We start from the raw sequence: 17,746 nt of genomic DNA on the forward strand, positions 1-17,746 counted from the left end.
CTGGAGGCGGGAGGGGGGGGCGTCTCTTCCGGAGCGGCCGAGGGTTCAGCGGGAGCGGCTTCGGCATCGGAGGACTTCCGCTTCGCGCCGCGACCCGAGGCCTTGCGCGAGGGAGCTTCGGAGGGGGCCGTCTCCGTGGAGGGAGGTGTTCCTTCCACGGTGCTGGCAGGAGCTGCGTCGATCGAGCCCGTCTCCGCCTGCGCAGTGGGCTCCGAGGTGCTCTCCGAAGGTGAAGACGCCGGAGCCTCCTGCGGGGCGGAGGCCGCTTCGGCAGAGGCCTTCTTCGCGGAGGACCCCTTGGGCGTCTTTCCCGCGCGCTTCGAAGGGGCCTCGCTGGCGCCCGTCTTCGGCTCAGCCGTCTCCGCGGCCGATGCGGTCGGCTCGGGAGCTTGAGCGGACTGCTCGGAAGGCTCCAGTGCGGAAGCCTTCAGGGGCTCGCCGCCCGACGTGGGCTCCGCCGAGGGTGCCTCCGGCAGCTGTTCAGCGGGCTTCGATTCGGAAGCCTGCGGGCTCTCCTCCGTCGACGCGGGCTCTGTCGCAGGGGCCTTGGAGGACCGTCCAGCGGTCTTCGACGTGGCAGCCTTCGGGCTCTCCTCGGTCGACGCAGGGGCCTTGGAGGACTGTCCGGCGGTCTTCGACTCTGCCGCCTTCGGGCTCTCCTCGGTCGACGTGGGCTCTGCCGCAGAAGCCTGGGAAGACTGCCCGGTGGTCTTCGATGCGGAAGACTTCGGGTTCTCCTCAGTCGACGCGGGCTCTGCCGAGGGCGCCTTGGAGGAGCGTCCGGAAGTCTTCGACGCAGAAGCCTTCGGGCTCTCCTCCGTCGACGCGGGCTTTGCGGCAGAATCCTGGGAAGACCGTCCGGTGGTTCTCGATGCGGAAGCCTTCGGGTTCTCCTCCGTCGACGCGGGCTCTGACGAGGGCGCCTTGGAGGAGCGTCCGGAGGTCTTCGATGCGGAAGCCTTCGGGTTCTCCTCCGTCGACGCGGGCTCCGCCTCGGAAGCCTTGGGGGCCCGTCCAGCAGGCTTTGACGTGGAAGCCTTCGAAGCCGGTTCGGTCGGCGCTCCCGTTGCCTCGAGTGCGAGAGAGGCCTGTGCGGTTGCCTTCGAGCTGGATGCCTTTGAGGCAGAAGACTTCGGAGTCTGCTTGATCTCCTCGGGGGCCGAAGCAGGAGCCTTCGGAGCCTGCTCGGCGGACTTCTCAGCGGAGACCTTCGGAGCTTCTGCAGCAGGTGCCTTCGGCGTCTGTGCAGCGGGCTTCATGACAGGCGTCTTCGGAGCCGTGTCGGCGGATTTCGCAGCGGGCGTCTTCGAAGCCTGCACACCCGGCTTCGCGGCAGGAGCCTTCGGAGTCTGCTCTGCGGACTTCGTAGCGGGAGTCTTCGGAGCCTGTGCACCCGGCTTCGCGGCAAGAGCCTTTGGAGTCTGCTCGGCGGACTTCGCAGCGGGCGTCTTCGACGCCTGAGCACCCGACTTCGCGGCAGGGGCCTGCGGAGCCTGCGCGGCGGACGTCTTCGGAGCCTGCGCGGCGGGCTTCGTGGCGGACGTCTTCGGTGCCGGTGCACCGGACTTCGCAGCGGAAGTTTTCGGGGCCTGAGCACCGGGCTTCGTGACGGAGGACTTCGAAGCCTGCGCGGCGGACTTCGCAGCAGGAGCCTTCTGCGCGGGTGCGGACTTCGCGGCGGAAGCCTTCGGAGCCTGCGCTCCGGACTTCGCGGCAGGAGCCTTCTGCGCGGGTGCGGACTTCGCGGCAGGAGCCTTCTGCGCAGCTGCGGCCTTCGCGGTGGACGTCTTCGCGGTGGGCTTCGCGTCAGGCTTTGCCTTGGGGGCCGGTGCCTTCGCCGCGGGCTTCTTCGTCGCTGCGCTCTTCACCGCCTTCGCGGCCTGCTTCAGCTTCGAGGCCGCGGTCTTCAGCGCCTGCGCCACCGGCTTCGCGACCCCGGCCTTCTTCGCCGGGGCAGGAGCCTTGCCCCCGGCGGGACGGCCCCCGGGCTTCGTGGCGGCCTTGCCAGCGGTGGTGCGGGACTTGGACGAATCAGGGGATGCGGAAGGTCGGGTCGGGTGGCGCTGGGCCATAAAATCATCCTCGGAGGACCCGAGCGGTCGGCGCCGTCGGCCCTCGTCCCCCGATGGCTAGTGCACCCACAGCCCCGCTGCAAGGCACACGTGCGGTGCGCGCACGCTTCCTGTCCTACGGCGACCGCTGGAGCGCAGGCCACGCAAGCAACCGCGACACACCCCCTGTCCTGTCGAGAGGACAGGTCCTGTCCTCTCAAGAGGTCAGCGCCCCCGGGGCGGAGCGCTTCAGGCGTCCGGAAGTCCCGGGATTTCCAAGGAAGCAGGTCCGGCACAGCCATTGCTCAGGGCGGAGGAGGCAGCACGTCTCCCCTCCTGTCCTGAAAGGCATTCCGTGTCTCTCCTCGCACGTCGTTACACCTCCTTCTCACGCGCCGGTCTCACCGGCCTCGTGACCGCGGCACTGCTCGCCCTGTCCACCGCCTGTGGCGGCCCCATGGACGAGTCCGCTCCCATGGATGACTCCGCGCCCTCCCTCGCTACCGCGTCCGCCGCGGTGGAGACCTCCGGCGCGCTCACCATCACCACGTCCATCTCCGTGGTGGACACCTCGCTGGAGCGCGGCCAGACGCTGAGCGCCAGCGTCACCTACAAGAACAACGGCACCACCGCCGTCACCGCGAAGAACATCGTCCTCACGTCGCGCGCCCCGGGTGGCACGCACGCGGGTGGCCCGTTCTATGACCTCACGCCGCGCATCACCAACCGCACCCTCCAGCCCGGCGAGAGCGTGACGCTCACCGCGACGCGCGTGATCGCCTCCGCGGATCCGCTGGGCACCTGGGAGGCCTATCCGACGTGGGAGGACGCCTCCAGCGTCTGGCGCGACGGCTCGGGGCTGGCGTTCACGGTGGGCACCGGCGGCGGCACCGGCACGTCCGGCCCGTGGCTCTCCGGCGCCTCCGGCACGGGCGTGGCGTCCGGCGCGTTCGGCACCTGGCGCGGTACGCCCGTGACGCTCGCCGCCACCTGGGCGGACAACAACAGCGCCTCCGTGAGCCTGGGCCAGCTGTCCTCCGGCGGCGAGTTCGCCACCTGGCAGCAGAGCCTGGACATCGCCGTGGGCGCCATCAGCGACACCGAGTCCTGGGGCTCCGCGGCGACCGGCGCCTACGACGCGCGCTGGCGCCAGTCGCTCACCGCCCTGAAGACGAAGTGGGGCACCCGCCCGGGCACCGTCTACATCCGCTTCGCCCATGAGATGAACGGCGACTGGTACCCCTGGAAGGTCAACTCCAGCAACGCCACGGCCTTCATCGCCGCGTGGAAGCGCTACCGCGCGCTGCAGAAGGAGCTCTTCCCCGCCGCGAAGCTGGTGTTCAGCGTCAACCGCGAGTCCGTGAACTCCGGCATCGACTGGCGCAAGACCTTCCCCGGCGCCGCGTACGTCGATGTGATGAGCGTGGACTACTACAACCAGTACCCCTACGTCGCGACGGTGGCGGACTGGAACAACGCCATCCAGCAGACGGACGGCTACGGCGCGCCCAAGGGCCTGGCGAAGCACCTCGAGTTCGCGAAGAGCGTGGGCCTGCCGCTCGCCATCTCCGAGTGGAGCGGCAACGCGGACAACGGCGACTCGCCCGTGTTCATCGAGCAGATGTTCAACTTCTTCAAGACGAACGGTGGCACCGGCGCCGGCAAGGTCCTCTACGAGTCCCTCTTCAACGTGGACCGGGACAACGGCCGGTGGATCCTCAATCCGAACACCCGCATGCCCAACTCGGCGGCGAAGTACCAGCAGCTGTTCTGAGTGAACCCCTTCCAGGAATCCAACACATGCGAATCCATTCTTCCGCCCGCCGTCTCCTCGGGCTCTTCTCGCTGTCCCTGCTGGCCGCCTGCAACGGGTTGCCGGAGGAGGGCGAAGAGGGGCTCACCTCCAGCACCTCCGAGCTGGCGGTCCCCGCCAACTTCCTCTACCGCCAGGGTGCGCAGTTGTACCTGAACGGCGCGCCGTACCAGATGGTGGGCGTGGATGCGTTCACGCTGACGGGCTGTGGCGCCACGCCCACCGACGCGCAGCTGGACGCCTTCTTCGCGGGCCTGCGGCCCAACAGCCTGGTGCGCACCTGGGGCTTCCAGCCGTCAGGGCTGGCGCGCATCCAGAAGGTGGTCGCCGCGGCGGAGAGGTACAACCAGAAGCTCATCCTGTCGCTCGCGGACGGCCGCAGTTACTGCGGCGAGTGGGACGGCTACAAGGGCAGTGACGGCAGCGGCAAGTACCCCGTGTGGTACGCCAGCGGCTACAAGACGAACTACCTGCCCTGGGTGCGCCAGGTCGTCACGCAGTTCAAGAACAGCGCGGCGGTGGGCATGTGGGAGCTGCTCAACGAGCCGGGCGATGCGGACAACGCCACCATCAAGGCGTTCTTCAACGACGTCAGCACCACCATCAAGGGCATCGACCCGAACCACCTGGTCAGCTCCGGCGCGTGGGCGCCCTGGGCCTACGGCGGTGAGGCGGGCTTCAAGGACATCCACAACGTGCCCAACGTCGACGTGGGCTCGCTGCACGAGTACGACTACGACTACAACGACGGCAACACCATCGTGTCGCCGCACTTCGCGCCGGCCCTGCGCGCGATGGACGGGCTGAACAAGCCGCTCATCATCGGTGAGACGGGCATCATCTCCGGCGTCAGCGGGTGCCGCACGTCGCGCACGGGGCGCCGGGACGCCATGCGCCAGAAGTTCCAGCAGTACATCTCCGGCCGAGCGGCGGCGGTGCTCGTCTGGAACTGGAGCCCCGTCACGCCGTCCGGCTGCGAGCTGACCTTCGGGCCGGACGACCCGATGATGCCGATGATCAAGGACTTCCCCCTGCCGTCCACGCCGCCCCCGCCCACGGGCAGCACCGTGCAGCTCAATGACAACACCGTCGGCACGGGCACCGGGCAGTTCCAGTACACGGGCACCTGGGAGGCCGGCACGGGCGCGGAGAAGTTCCAGGGGGATGACCACTACTCCGCCACCACCAACTCCACCTACGTCGTCCGCTTCAATGGCACGCAGGCGAAGCTGTATGGCTCCGTGGCGTCGCACCACGGCATCGCGACCGTGTCCGTGGACAGCGGCGCGGCGGTGGACGTGGACTTCTATTCCGCCACGCGCCAGGACCAGAAGCTGCTCTTCACCAGCGCGACGCTGACCTCCGGAGCGCACACGCTCACCGTCAAGGTGTCGGGCCGCAAGAACGCGGCGTCCTCTGGCTACACGCTCAACGCGGACCGCGTGGACGTGACGACGGCGGAGCAGGGCGACACCACGGCGCCCACCGCGAGCATCACCCAGCCCACCGGCGGCACGGTGGCGGTGGGGAACGTGACGGTGCAGGCGACGGCCAGCGACAACGTCGGCGTGGTGAAGACGGAGCTGTACGTGGACGGCCAGAAGGCGGCTGAGGACACGACCTCGCCCTATTCCTTCACCTGGACCGCCACCGCCGGGACGCACTCGCTGGTGGTGAAGGCGTACGACGCGGCCAACAACGTGGGCTCCAGCGCGGCCGTGTCGGTGACGGCGGCGACCCAGACGACGACCACGGTCCAACTCAACGACAGCGTGGTGGGCACCGGCCTGGAGCAGTTCGAGTACACGGGCACCTGGGAGGCGGGCACCGGCACGGGCAAGTTCCAGAGCGATGACCACTTCTCCGCGACGACCAACTCCACCTATGTGGTGCGCTTCAACGGCACGCAGGCGAAGCTGTACGGCTCGGTGGCGTCGCACCACGGCATCGCATCGGTGTCCATTGATGGGGGCACGGCGGTGGACGTGGACTTCTATTCGGCCACGCGCCAGGAGCAGAAGCTCTTGTGGTCCAGCGCGGTGCTGACCGGCGGGACGCACACGCTGACCGTCAAGGTGTCGGGCCGCAAGAACGCGGCGTCGTCCGGGTACACGCTCAACGCGGACCGAGTGGACCTGACGGTGTTCCGCTAGCCGGAGGACCGGGGCCCTTCCCACACGTCATGCTGATAGACTTCAAGCCGATGCGCGCGGGAAGGGCCAGGGTCTGGAGTGGGGTGCTGGCGGGCTGTCTGCTCCTGCCGTTCCTGCCCGCCCGGGCGTCCGAGGGGTTCGCGGACAACTTCGAGACGGGGACGCTGCTCCCGGAGGACACGCCTCCGGGGCGGTGGGACGACTCGGGCGTGGTGGGAGCCAACACGCTCACCAACGGGGCGGCGGGAGCGCACCGGGGGCGCTTTGGGCTCACGGTGGTGGACCGCGCCACGGCGTCGGGCTCCCAGGCCAGTATCCACGCCAACGTGACCCCATTGACGTCGGAGGTCCACGTGCGCACCTGGCTGCGGATGCGGGCCGTGGGCGCGGTGGGGAGCGCGGTGGTCATGCAGGGGCTGCCGGCGTTGGTGGAGTTGCGGCTGTTGGCACCGGGGCCCGGCTGGGAGCTGTCGTTGCGCAACGGAGCGAGCCGGACCTATGTCAGCCTTCACGGCGCGAAGGTGGAGGCGGAGCGCTGGTCCCTCGTCGAGCTGCGCGTCCGGGGACTGGGGACCGCGTCCGCGGAAGCCCGGCTGTGGGTGGATGGTGTCGAGCAGGGCTCCGGATTGACCGGCCTGGATCTGCGCGATGACGCCAACGTGGTGGACACGGTGATGGTGGGCGAGCCGTGGAGTGACACAGGCACCTTCACCGGCTCCCTGGACTTCGACGACGTGCGCGTTTCAAACGCGCCCATGGCCAGCCGTCTGGAATTGCGCCGGCCGGTGACGGAGGGAGCGAAGGACTGTCTCGCGGTGGACCTGTCACTGCGCGCGTCCTCCACGGGAGCACCAGCGCCCGCGCCCTATGACGCCGACGTGGCGCTGGCGGTGCAGGGTGGCGCGGGTCGCTTCCATGCGGAGGCTGACTGCGATTCGCCGGTGACGCGGGTGGTGTTGCCCACGGGAGCTTCCGAGCGGCGCGTGTACTTCCGGCCACAGGGGGCGGCGGGGACGGTGACATGGGAGGCGTCGCACGCGGACTTCCTTCCCGCGTCGCTGACGGTGGACGTGGAAGCGCAGCCTTCGGAGGACAATGGAGGCGGGCCGTGGACGACGGACCTGGGATGCACCTCCGCTCCGGGAGCGGTCCTGGCGCTGCCGGCACTCCTGGGCGTCTGGCTTCGCCGCAGGCGAGCCAGGTAGGCCGCCAGCAGCCGGTCAACCCATCCCGGGACCCGAAGGTCTCCGCGAGGACGCGCACCTCGCGGAGCGCAGGGGTGGGCCGCGACGTGGCGCTGGAGCGGGCGCCAAGGTGGGGCCACCGACAGAGGCGCCCACCAGGAGCCCGGCTCCGCCAAACCTGTCCGACTGTCGGACAGGTTGGCGCTGCATGGCGCCGAAGGGCGCGCCGGCCCGGTAGTTGGAGACGAGGGTGGGCCCGCGTGTCCATCAAACCTGCCTGACTGTCGGACAGGTTTTCACCACCTGGGGCCGAAGGCACGTCGGCCCGGCAGTTGGAGAGAACGGTGTGCCTCGCATCCATGTCAGACCCGTCTGGTTGGATGGGCGAGGATTGGACGAGGAGGGGGACGGTGATGGTGCAGGTGGGGCTCGTTGCGTATGTAGAGGAACAGCTGGAGCGCGAGATTTCGCTGAGGCGGCTGCCGAGGAACGGGCAGCTGGGTTCGGAGTACGTGCTGGCGCGTCGTTACGGAGTGAGCCGAAGCACGGTGCGCGAGGCGCTGCGGCGGCTGGCGGCGCGAGGCCTGGTGGTGCAGCGTCCCGGGCGTGTGACGCGCGCGGTGGCGCTGGATGAGTCGCTGACGCTGGAGAACCTGAGCCTGGCGCTGCATGACGAGCGCTCCGAGGAGTGCCGGCGGCTCCTGGAGGGCTTCTTCAGCCTCAAGCGGCAGGTCCTGGTGGAGCTGCTGGTCGACTGCTGCGCGAGTGCCTCCGATGCTGACCTGCGCCTGCTGGAGGACACCTGCTTCAATCTCTGGGACGCGGCGCGCTGGCATCCTGGGGAGCGTTGCGCGCAGCTGGAATTCGAGTTGCTGCGGCTGGCGGCCCAAGCGGTGGCCCGTCCCGGGCACGTGCTCCTCATTCAGTCGCTACAACGCGCCATGCGGGGTAACGCAGCCCGGCTGCTGTCCTTCATGGGTGGCGAGTCGCTGCGCGAGTGGGCCATGTGCGCGATGCATGCCCTGTCCGACCGCGACGCACGAACGCTCCAGCGCGATCTGCCAGCGCTGCTGAAGGCGTGCGATGAGCGCGTGCTGGACGCCTTCGCTCCTGCTCCCCATGCGCATGCGTCTCCCGAAGCTCCGCACGTCCAGGAGTGCTTCCTCGGCACCCCCGAGTCAGCCAGCAAGCGCGATGAGGCACTTGCGGAACGTCCCTGCGTCGAGGAGCGGGACCTCGGCCGCCTCGCGCCAGCCGCTACCGACGCTGAGGCGCTTGGGGTTGCACCCAGCCCTCACGACGAGCCCCTCCCTGTGGAGCGGGACCACGGGACGCCGGGTTTCCCAGCCGCCTCAGGGCTCACCCCAGGCGAGCCCGAGGATGAGCGCGCTGGGGAGGACGTGCCGGGCGTGGCCCTTGGAGCCCTGTCCGACTGTCGGGCAGGTTGGGATGCTTCGTCTCCGGAAGAGGTCCTCCAGTCCGAGCCTCCCCCCACTGGCTCCGGCGGACAAACCCGTGTGACGGTGAACAAGGACGGCGGACCGCTTCCCGGCATCCAGGGCTTCTTGGTCCGGTGGGCTCTGCGCCTCTGGTGCTTCGCTACCCGTTCCCTGAGGCCACCTGCTTCGTGAGCGGCGACAGTCGTCCTTCGCGTCCTGTCGCCCAGGACTCCTAACGACCTGCCTGGCCGCCAGGCGTGAAGCGCAGTCCGGTGACGCCCAGCAGGTGCGTGCCCTGGTAGTCGGTGCTCGACGGCAGCCAGCGTCCGCTCAGTTCCGCGAAGACGTCGAACTTCGTGGAGAGGGGCAGGCTCGCGCCCGCGGACAGGCCGCCGCCGAACAGCGCGGGGCCGCCCAGGGCATAGCCATCCAGGGACAGTGAGAGGGTCACGGGGCCCAGGAGCCTCGGGGCCTGGGCCCCCAGGCGAGCGGCGGCGCCGAAACGGCCTCCCGCCGTGGCGTTGAGCTCGCCAAAGACATACGTCCCTGAGAGCCGCGCACCGGCCTCCAGTCCGGCCCCGGACGTGGGAGACAGGCCGAAGGCGGCTCGGAGCTGTGCGCTGAGCGCGAGGGAGGAGAAGAAGGACCGGGTGGCGGGCGCCGCCGGAAGGACGACGCGCACCTGCTCTGTCTGGCTCGGGCGGACCTTGACCTGGAAGGGGGTGAGGTTGGGGCCCACCTCCAGCGTATGGGTGCCAATGGGGACCGGGCCCCTCCAGGGCGCCGGTCCCAGTGCACGTCCGTCGAGCCGCACCTCCGCTCCGGCGGGGTCGACGTCGACGGACAGTGTGCCTTGGAGGCTGCCGCGCAGGCTTTCGAGGCGGGCGACGACGTTGGGCTGCACGCGCTCCGGGTCCAGGCGGGCGTCCGGGTTGGCTTCGAGCGCCCGTGCGAAGGCGGTCTCCATCTTGGCGTACTGACGGAGCGCCGCGTAGACCTCGCCCTGCACGAGGCGCAGTTGCGCGACGTGCGCTTCGTCGCGGGCCTGCCGGAGTCCGGTTTCAACGTGGGCGAGCGCGGCCTCGAAGTCCGCTTCGGAGAGGGATTGAAGCGCGGCGTCCAGGTCGCGGTTCTCCGCGACGGGGTCTGCGGCGGCGAGGAGCAACGACATCACCACCTGGGGCGCGCTCATGGACGAAGCTCGATGCGGACCACGGCCTTGGTGCCCGGAGCGACGTCCACCTGCCGCTGCTCCGTCTGGAAGCCGTCGCGCGTCACGCGGACGGAGTGCCGTCCACCGGGGAGGTCGAGGGACAGAGGCGTCGCACCCAGGTGCTTGCCGTCCACGTTGACGTCGGCCCAGACCGTCTTGCCGTCGTACACCGTCACCACGCGCAGCTCGCCGCGAGCCTGCGCCTGTGCGGAGGGCTGCTTCGCGCTGGCCGTCAACGGCCGTGTCTGGCTTCTGCTCCGGCGAAGCGGTGTCTTCGTGGCGGGCCCGGCGTGCGGCTCCGATGGAAGCCCTGTTGTGCTACCCGTCTCCTGCTCAATGCCGGATGTGCTTCCATGTGAGGCGTTGGACGCGATGCGCGCCTCCGGTGGGGGCACAGTGCCAGCGCCGTTTGTGGCGGGAGTGTCCGCGTGCGCGGTAAGCGTGCTGGACCCGGTGCGCGCCTCCGGTAGGGGCACCGTGCCAGCGCGGGTTGTGGCGGGAGCGTTCGCGTTCGCGGTGAGCGTGGTGGACTCGGTGCGCGTCGAGGGTGTGGGCGTTGTGCCCGCGCCGGTTGTGGTGGGAGCCTCCGCGTGCGTAGTGAGCGTGGCGGGAGCGTTCGCGGTGAGCGTGGTGGACTCGGTGCGCGTCGCGGGTGTGGGCGTTGTGCCAGTACTCTTTCGGGCGGCGGCATCGTCGAGGGCGGAGGTGTCCGCGGTCCCGGTGGCCGCTGCGGCGCTGACGGGCGCGGTTGGTTTGGGGCTCGATGCGGTCACGGCATGGGCTGCACTGGGGGGCTCCTGCTGGAGCGCCAGCATTCCGAACAACAACGCACCCACGCTCGCTCCACCGAGCGCCGTCAGCAGGAGCGAACGCCAGCGCTTTCCTCGCACCTCGGGTGCTCGCGCGGGGACAGCGGCCTCCGGCTGCTCCACGTTCACTCGCGCCGCTTCCTCCAGCGCCGCCAGCAGCGCGAGTGCCCCCGCGTGGCGTTGCTCCGGATCCATCGCGGTGGCCTGCACGAGCACCTCCGCCAGCGGCAATGACAGCCACGGGGCCTGCTCACGGATCGCCTGCGCCGCGTGCCGGGGGCCTTCGCCCAGCAATCGGCAGGTGCTCGACGGCGGCAGGCCCGTCAACATCTCCAGCAACACCAGGCCCAGTGAATACAGGTCCGCGCGCCCGCTCACGGGCTCACCCCGTGCCTGCTCCGGTGCCATGTAGCTGGGCGTGCCCAGCCGCAGACCGCTGCGGGTGGCCTCGTCTCCCCGGTGCTCCCAGAGGATGCCGAAGTCGAGCAGCGTCGCGCGCCCTCCAGGCGACAGGAAGACGTTGCCGGGCTTGATGTCGCGGTGCACGCACCCGCGCTGGTGGATGAAGTCCAAGCCCGCGCACACCTGCCGCGCCAGCGCGAGCACCTCCGCCACGGGCAGCGGGCCCGGCACCGACTTCAGGTAACGGGCGAGTGACATTCCCTCCAGGTGCTTCATCACGATGAAGGGCCGGCCGCGCTCCTGTCCCACCGCGTGGATGGGCGTGATGTGCGGATGCTCCAGCCGCGCCATCGCGCGCGCCTCCCGCTCGAAGCGCGCCACGCTCTCCGGATCCTCACACAGCGCTTCGTGCAGCAGCTTGATGGCCACGGTCCGCTCGAGCGCCACGTCCAGCGCCCGGTACACCTGACCCATGCCGCCCGCGCCCAACAGCTCCTCCATCCGCCACTTGCCCTCCAGCAGATCGCCCGTCTTGAGCGGCGGGCGGGTCGACGTCCGCGCGGTCCATCCGGCCTCGCCCGCGTGCTGGGTGATGACGGTGCACTCCGCGCAAGGCGCGCCCGCGAAGGGAAGGGGTAGCCCACAGGTGGCGCACGGTGAGGGTTGCTTGTGGAGCGCCATGGGCGGCCCTATGTTGCCATAACCCATGGGTGCTTCCTCCACCGAGCCGCTCTCCCCTGGTGCCCTGGCGGAGGGGCGACCTGAACCCCATGGCCCCCGCTTCCGGGTGGTGGTGGAAACAGGCCCCGATGCTCGCCGGGACGTCCTTCTCGAAGGCACGCTGCTCGTGGGCACCCAGGTCGAAGGGGGCCTCAAGCTGAGCGACCCGACGGTGTCGCGCGTGCATCTGGAACTGCAGGCCCGGCCGGAGGGCGTGCGGGTGCGCGACGTAGGCTCGCGCAACGGCACGTGGTCCCTGGGCGTGCGCGTCCACGAGGTGACGGTCGCCAGCGAGGCCCGCTTCACGCTGGGCAAGACGACCCTGCTCGTGCTGCCGGAGGCCAGCGACGAGGCCGGGACTCCCGTGCCACGTACGTCCTTTGGCCGCGCGCTGGGACAGAGCGCCGCCATGCAGCGCCTCTTCGGCGTGCTGGAGCGCACCGCGCGCTCTGCATTCTCCGTGCTGCTGCTCGGGGAGACGGGCACCGGCAAGGAGCTGCTCGCGGAGGCGCTGCATCAGGCCTCGCCCCGCGCGGCGAAGCCGTTCGTCATCGTGGACTGCGGCGCGGTGGTTCCGTCGCTCATCGAGAGCGAGCTGTTCGGCCACGCGAAGGGCGCCTTCACCGGGGCGCACGCGGATCGCCAGGGGCAGCTCGTGAACGCGCACGGCGGCACGGTGTTCCTGGACGAGGTGGGGGAGCTGCCGCTGGAACTCCAGCCGAAGCTGCTCCGCGTGCTGGAGTCGGGCACGGTGCGCCGCGTGGGCGACAACGCCGCGCGCGACGTGGACGTCCGCGTGGTGGCCGCCACGCACCGCGACCTGAAGGCGGAGGTGGCGGCGGGCCGCTTCCGCGCGGACCTCTACTACCGGCTGGCGGTGGTGCCGGTGCGCGTCCCCGCCTTGAGGGAACGGGCGGAGGACATCCCCCTGCTGGCGCGACACGTCTTCGAACAGGCGGGCCATCCGGACTTCCCGCTGACGGAGGCGCTGGTGCAGCGGCTGGTGGGCTACGACTGGCCGGGCAACGTGCGCGAGCTGCGCAACTTCGTGCACCGCGTCCTCGCGGCGGGAGACGTGGAGCTGCCGGACGCGAAGCCGGTGAGCGCCGTCACCGCGACCAAGGACCTGAGCGCGCTCACCTTCAAGGAGGCCAAGGAGCACATGGTGGAGGCCTTCACGCGCGAGTACCTCACCGCGCTGCTCGCGAAGTGCGACAACAACATCTCCGAGGTCGCGCGCACGGCGGGACTGGCACGCAGCCATGTCCACGGCCTGCTCCACCGCTACGGGCTGAAGGCCGGGAGCTGACGCCGTCCACTCCACGGAAGGCGCGGAGGAAGCGGGCCTGCCCGAGAAGCGTCACGCCTTGAAGGGCCGAGCCCGAGCGTGTCGGCCCGTCAGCGATGATCCGCGCGGCAGGACCGGCGCCGCACCGTTTGAGGGGCCGAAGCCGAGCGTGTCAGCCCGTCGGCGATGATTCGCGCGGCAGAACCGGCGACGCACCGTTTGAATGGCCGAGGCCGAGCGTATCGGCCCGTCAGCGATGATCCGCGCGGCAGGAGCACCGGCGATGCACCGTTTGAAGGGCCGAGTCCGAGCGTGTCAGCTCTTCAGTGACGACTCGCGCGGCAGGAGCACCGGCGACGCACCGTTTGAAGGGCCGAGTCCGAGCGTGTCAGCCCGTCAGTGATGATTCGCGCGGCAGGACCGGCGACGCACCGTTTGAAGGGCCGAGGCCGAGCGTGTCAGCCCGTCAGCGATGATCCGCGCGGCAGGACCGGCGACGCATCGTGACGGATGGCGGCCACGCTCCGGCACGCGTCAGCCCTTCGTGCGCGTGGATCTGCCGGTGAGCGTGGCGGTGGCGGCTTCGCGCGAGCGGTCCGGCTCCCAGGGCAGCCGTCCCGTGCCGGGGAGGAACGGGGCCACCAGCTCCGCCAGCTCTGGCATGCCGACCAGCGGTGCTCCGGAGCGCAACGATTGGTCCAACGCGGTCCGCAGCTCCAGCAGGGAAGGGCGCTTGGACGGTGTCTTGGACAACGCCGCCGTCACACTCTTCTGTAGCGTAGCGGGTACGCCTCCCGGCTTGCGAGGCACCTCCGTCAGCACCGCGTCCATCGTGGCGGCCGGCGTGTCCCGCCGCAGCGGCGGCTCGCCCGTGAGCAGCTCATGGAGCGTCAATGCCAGGCCATGCACGTCCGTCAGCGCATCCAGCGGCTCGGCGCGGAGCTGCTCCGGCGCGGCGTACTCCAGCCGGACCTTCACCTGTCCGGGCTGCGTCTCGGTGAGCCGCCCCGCTCGGCGCGCGATGCCCAGGTCCAGCAGCTTCACCGCGCCGGTGTCGGAGAGCATCACGTTGCCGGGATGGAGGTCGCGGTGGATGAGGCCCAGCGGCTGTCCGTCACGCCCTCGCAGCGGGTGCAGGTAGGCCAGGCACTCCGCCACGGTCAGCGCGATGCGCACCGCGTGGGGCCACGGCAGGGGACCCCGTCCGGCGGCGCGGCGCGCGTCCAGGAGCTGCGCCAGCGTGAGGCCGTGCACGTACTCGAACACGAGGAACAGCAGCCCGTCCTGCTGCCCGAAGGCCCGCAGCCTCGCGAGCGCCGGGTGGTGGAGCAGGGTGCAGAGGTGGGCCTCGTCCAGGAACTGCCGCACCCACGTGTCATCGCCCGCGACCTCCGGGCGCATCCGCTTGAGCGCCACCAGCCGGTCCGGCCCCACGCCGCCCTTCACCTCCGCCAGGAACACCTCCGACATGGCGCCCAGTGCCAGGCGCTTGAGGAGGACGAAGTCATCGAGGCTCGGGCCCTGCGGCATGGGCGCGGACCTTAACAGCCGCGTGTGGCACGGAAGCTGCCTTATGCCGTGACGAACACTGAGGCCCCCCCTCACCCCCGAAAGGCAGACGCATGTTCCGCCCCCTGAAGTGGTCGCTCCTCCTGGCCTGTGGCCTCACCGCGTGCGGTGGGCCCGAGCTGGACACTCCCGAGCTGGACACTCCCGAACTGGAGGCCGCCGACGTGGCGCAGGCCGCCATCGCGACGCCCAACCCCACGGGCCGCTTCTACATCGTGGGCAAGGACATCGTGGACCCCAGCGGCAACACGTTCTATCCGGTGGGCGCCAACCTGGACGGGTGGGACTTCTTCCAGCGCGACACGGAGAACCGCGCGGACGCCGCGGTGAAGTGGGGCTGGAACCTCGTGCGCATCAACGGCGCGCAGCTGGCGCACCCGGAGTACAACACCTTCGGCCTGGTGTCCGGCGACACGTCGAAGCCCAACTTCGACAAGATCGACCGCATCGTGCAGGCGTTCACGGCGAAGAAGATCGTCGTGATGCTCGAGTTCCACGACAAGGTGTGGAGCGGCGGGAAGACGGACGCCACGAAGCTGGCCCAGACGCGGGACGCCTGGGCGGCGCTCGCGCAGAAGTACAAGAACAACACCTACGTCTGGTTCAACCTGCTCAACGAGCCCCTCTGGGGCGAGGCGGTGACGGACTACCTGAGCGTGCTGGGGACGCTGCGTGCGGCGGTGCGCAATACGGGCGCGGAGAACGTCGTCGTCATCGACGGCGGCGTGGCGGGGCAGGAGTGGAACCGCTGGGGCGTGCCGGGCAACCTCATCCCCACGTACGGGCCGCAGCTGTCGGACGGCAAGTGCAACACGCTCTTCTCCATCCACGTCTACAACGCATGGGCGGAGGCCGGCGGCAGCAGCCCGCATACGGCGGAGTTCGTGGCGTACGTGAAGTCGGTGCAGTCCAAGAACCTGGCGCTCATCGTGGGGGAGACGGGCTGGAACAAGACGGACGCGGACGTGCCCCGGCTGAAGGCGGGCAGCATGGTGGCCTTCAACAACGCGCCCACCTACGGGGTCGGTATCGTCGCGTGGCACGGCAACCCGAACTGGGACGACACCTTCTTCCTCACCACCTCCGGCCAGTTCCACGCGGTGGACAACTGGACCACGCCCACCAACCTGACGGACTTCGGCAAGGCGCTGTGGAACCTGTCGAAGAAGAAGCCGGCCCTGGGCGCCTTCACCGGGGACTACCGGAACAGCCACTGCGGTTCGACGAACTGACTGTCCTGTCGTGTGGACAGCCCCTGTCCACGACGCAGGACAGGGGCCTCAACGCGCCAGTGCTTCCAGATGGCTGATGGCGTCGGCGAGGACGTGGCCACTTCCTCCGCCTGGCTGCCCGGGTTGAAGGGCGCCCCATTGCGGACGTCCTCCTCGTCACCCTGTATCGCCATCCCCTTCAGGCCGACAGGAGCTGCTGCGACGGGTCGAGCGGAAGGGTGATGGTGAAGCACGTCCCCTCCTCGGCGCAGCTCGTCACGGAGGCCTTCCCTCCGTGCGCCTCGGCGAGCCCCCTCACCAGGGGCAGGCCCAACCCCCAGCCCTTCTCCGCGCTCTCGGTGGCGGACCGCGTGCGGTGGAACGGCTCGAAGATGGTCTGCAGCTCGTTCGCGGCGATGGGGTTGCCCTGGTTGCGCACCTGGAGCATCACCTGGTTCCCGCTCCGGTCGAGCCGGACTTCAATCGGAGTGCCCGGCGCGCCGTACTTCGCCGCGTTGGAGGCCAGGTTCTCCACGATGCGGCGCAGCCCGAGCGGATCCGCCCGCATCTTGAACAGGCCTTGCGCCTTCAGGACGAAGCGCTCCGGATAGACCGCAGCGAGATCATCCAGGGTCTGGGCCACGACCGCGTGGAGGTCGCACTCGCCCAGCTCCAGCCCCACCCGCTTGCCGGCCTTGATGCGGTTGGCGTCCAGCAGGTTCTGGATCATCCGCTCCGCGCGGTCCAGGCTCGACGTCACCCGGGACACGGAAGTCTGCACGTTCGGCAGGTCCGCATGGCGCCTGCCCAGCAGCTGCGCGCTCATCTTCGCCGCCGTCAGGGGCGTGCGCAGGTCGTGGGTGAGCGCCGCGACGAACGTGTCCCGGAAGTTCTGCTCCGTCCTCAGCTTCTGGATCTGATCGCGCAGGTTGATCTCCGTCATGATGGAGGCCGTCAGCTCCTTCATCACCGTGAGGTCCTGCGAGCTCCACTCGCGCACCGTGGGCTGGATGCAGCAGAAGGTCCCCAGCACGTGCCCGTCCGAGTTGATCAACGGGAGCACGATGAGCGCGACGATGCCCCAGGGCCCCGTCGAGGGATGGAACTTCAGGAACGGGTCGGCGGGCGCGTTCGAGGAGATGATGGGGTCCCCCTCGAGCGTGTAGCGGCACAGCGACGCGTCGATGGGCAGCGTCCGGGTCTCCCGGAACGGCGAGGGCAGCCCGAAGTCCGCCTTGAAGAACTGCCGGTCCGCGTCCACCAGGGACATGATCGTCAGCGGGACGTTGAGCAGCTGCGCCGCCAGCCGGGCGAGGCGGTCAAAGGACTCTTCCCGCGGCGTGTCCATCAGCCGGGTGTCCCGGATGGCCTGCAAGCGGTTCGGGTCCGTGAGGCGGCGGTTGCACCGCTGCGTCCGCCCAAGAGAGGCCTCGTCCAATTCGCCCAGGAACTTCATGGGGACGATTTTAGTGCGCGGCGTGCGGGACCGGGCGCCTCCATCCCCAGCGCCAGGTCCTCCGTTCGCTGTCCAACCTTATGGGGAAGCCTGGAGAATTCCTCTGTGGAGTTTGACCCGCTTTCCCGGGGCCCGCCCTCCTTGCCTCCCGGACCCTTTCCGGGAGGCCTTCCCCCTTGCATCCCCCTCGTTCCTCGTCCCGCGCGGCCCTCGCCGCGCTCCTGCTGCTCCTGCCCACCCTGGCCCTGGCCGCGGACCGGGGGGCCTGGGCCCCGGGCGTCGCGTACGCCGTGGGCGACATCGCGTCCTATGGCGGCAAGGGCTACGACTGCCGGCAGGCCCACACGTCCCTGGTGGGTTGGGAGCCGCCCAACGTGCTCGCCCTGTGGCTGGAGCGCACCGGCACGCCTCCCGCGGACACCCAGGCCCCCACCGCCC

13 protein-coding genes are annotated in these 17,746 nt (G+C 69.9%); 9 read left to right on the forward strand and 4 right to left on the reverse strand.

Translation table 11 applies throughout. The features are described 5' to 3' along the window. Positions 1-447 precede the first annotated feature (447 nt). The 6 genes from D7W79_RS22480 to D7W79_RS22505 all read left to right on the forward strand — a co-directional run bounded on the left by D7W79_RS22480 (position 448) and on the right by D7W79_RS22505 (position 8,832). Entirely contained in the window at positions 448-1,461 is a 1,014-nt protein-coding gene (locus tag D7W79_RS22480) for a hypothetical protein (protein WP_120527439.1), read from the forward strand. A gap of 144 nt (positions 1,462-1,605) precedes the next feature. Then, positions 1,606-2,133, forward strand: coding sequence for a hypothetical protein (locus D7W79_RS22485; protein WP_120527440.1), 528 nt, complete (start codon positions 1,606-1,608; stop codon positions 2,131-2,133). A gap of 273 nt (positions 2,134-2,406) precedes the next feature. Then, positions 2,407-3,825, forward strand: a complete 1,419-nt coding sequence (locus D7W79_RS22490) for a glycosyl hydrolase (RefSeq protein ID WP_147442009.1) — start codon at positions 2,407-2,409, stop codon at positions 3,823-3,825. A gap of 26 nt (positions 3,826-3,851) precedes the next feature. Continuing rightward, complete coding sequence (locus D7W79_RS22495) at positions 3,852-6,017, forward strand: Ig-like domain-containing protein (protein ID WP_120527442.1); 2,166 nt, start codon at positions 3,852-3,854, stop codon at positions 6,015-6,017. Between the two features lie 50 nt (positions 6,018-6,067). Next, positions 6,068-7,222: a LamG-like jellyroll fold domain-containing protein gene (locus D7W79_RS22500; RefSeq protein WP_208729804.1), complete on the forward strand. Its 1,155-nt coding sequence runs from the start codon at positions 6,068-6,070 to the stop codon at positions 7,220-7,222. Positions 7,223-7,614: 392 nt separating this feature from the next. Beyond that, entirely contained in the window at positions 7,615-8,832 is a 1,218-nt protein-coding gene (locus D7W79_RS22505; protein WP_120527444.1) for a FadR/GntR family transcriptional regulator, read from the forward strand. 40 nt (positions 8,833-8,872) lie between these two features. On the opposite strand, the gene D7W79_RS22510 is transcribed toward D7W79_RS22505, so the two are convergent. Beyond that, a complete protein-coding gene (locus tag D7W79_RS22510) occupies positions 8,873-9,832 on the reverse strand; it encodes a PEGA domain-containing protein (RefSeq protein WP_120527445.1) in 960 nt (319 codons plus the stop codon). Continuing rightward, positions 9,829-11,772, reverse strand: coding sequence for a serine/threonine-protein kinase (locus D7W79_RS22515; RefSeq protein ID WP_120527446.1), 1,944 nt, complete (start codon positions 11,770-11,772; stop codon positions 9,829-9,831). The genes D7W79_RS22510 and D7W79_RS22515 overlap by 4 nt, the downstream gene beginning before the upstream one ends. Between D7W79_RS22515 and D7W79_RS22520 the strand changes: the two genes are divergently transcribed. Beyond that, a complete protein-coding gene (locus D7W79_RS22520; protein WP_120527447.1) occupies positions 11,771-13,093 on the forward strand; it encodes a sigma 54-interacting transcriptional regulator in 1,323 nt (440 codons plus the stop codon). The genes D7W79_RS22515 and D7W79_RS22520 overlap by 2 nt on opposite strands. 513 nt (positions 13,094-13,606) lie before the next feature. Here the strand turns inward: D7W79_RS22520 and D7W79_RS22525 are convergent. Beyond that, positions 13,607-14,602 carry a serine/threonine-protein kinase gene (locus D7W79_RS22525; protein WP_120527448.1) on the reverse strand — a complete coding sequence of 332 codons (996 nt, stop codon included), beginning with the start codon at positions 14,600-14,602 and terminating at the stop codon, positions 13,607-13,609. A gap of 92 nt (positions 14,603-14,694) precedes the next feature. Here D7W79_RS22525 and D7W79_RS22530 point away from each other — a divergent pair, with 92 nt between their 5' ends. Next, on the forward strand, positions 14,695-15,873 hold the full coding sequence (locus tag D7W79_RS22530; RefSeq protein ID WP_120527449.1) for a glycoside hydrolase family 5 protein: 1,179 nt from the start codon (positions 14,695-14,697) through the stop codon (positions 15,871-15,873). Positions 15,874-16,051: 178 nt separating this feature from the next. Here D7W79_RS22530 and D7W79_RS22535 read toward each other — a convergent pair whose 3' ends face one another. Then, positions 16,052-17,308, reverse strand: a complete 1,257-nt coding sequence (locus D7W79_RS22535; RefSeq protein WP_120527450.1) for a GAF domain-containing sensor histidine kinase — start codon at positions 17,306-17,308, stop codon at positions 16,052-16,054. A 176-nt stretch (positions 17,309-17,484) separates the two neighbouring features. Between D7W79_RS22535 and D7W79_RS22540 the strand changes: the two genes are divergently transcribed. Next, on the forward strand, positions 17,485-17,746 hold a 262-nt coding region (locus D7W79_RS22540), incomplete at its 3' end, for a carbohydrate-binding protein (RefSeq protein WP_439099221.1).

This window comes from Corallococcus exercitus, from assembly GCF_003611585.1.
In the GTDB taxonomy this organism is placed as follows: Bacteria; Myxococcota; Myxococcia; order Myxococcales; family Myxococcaceae; genus Corallococcus; species Corallococcus exercitus.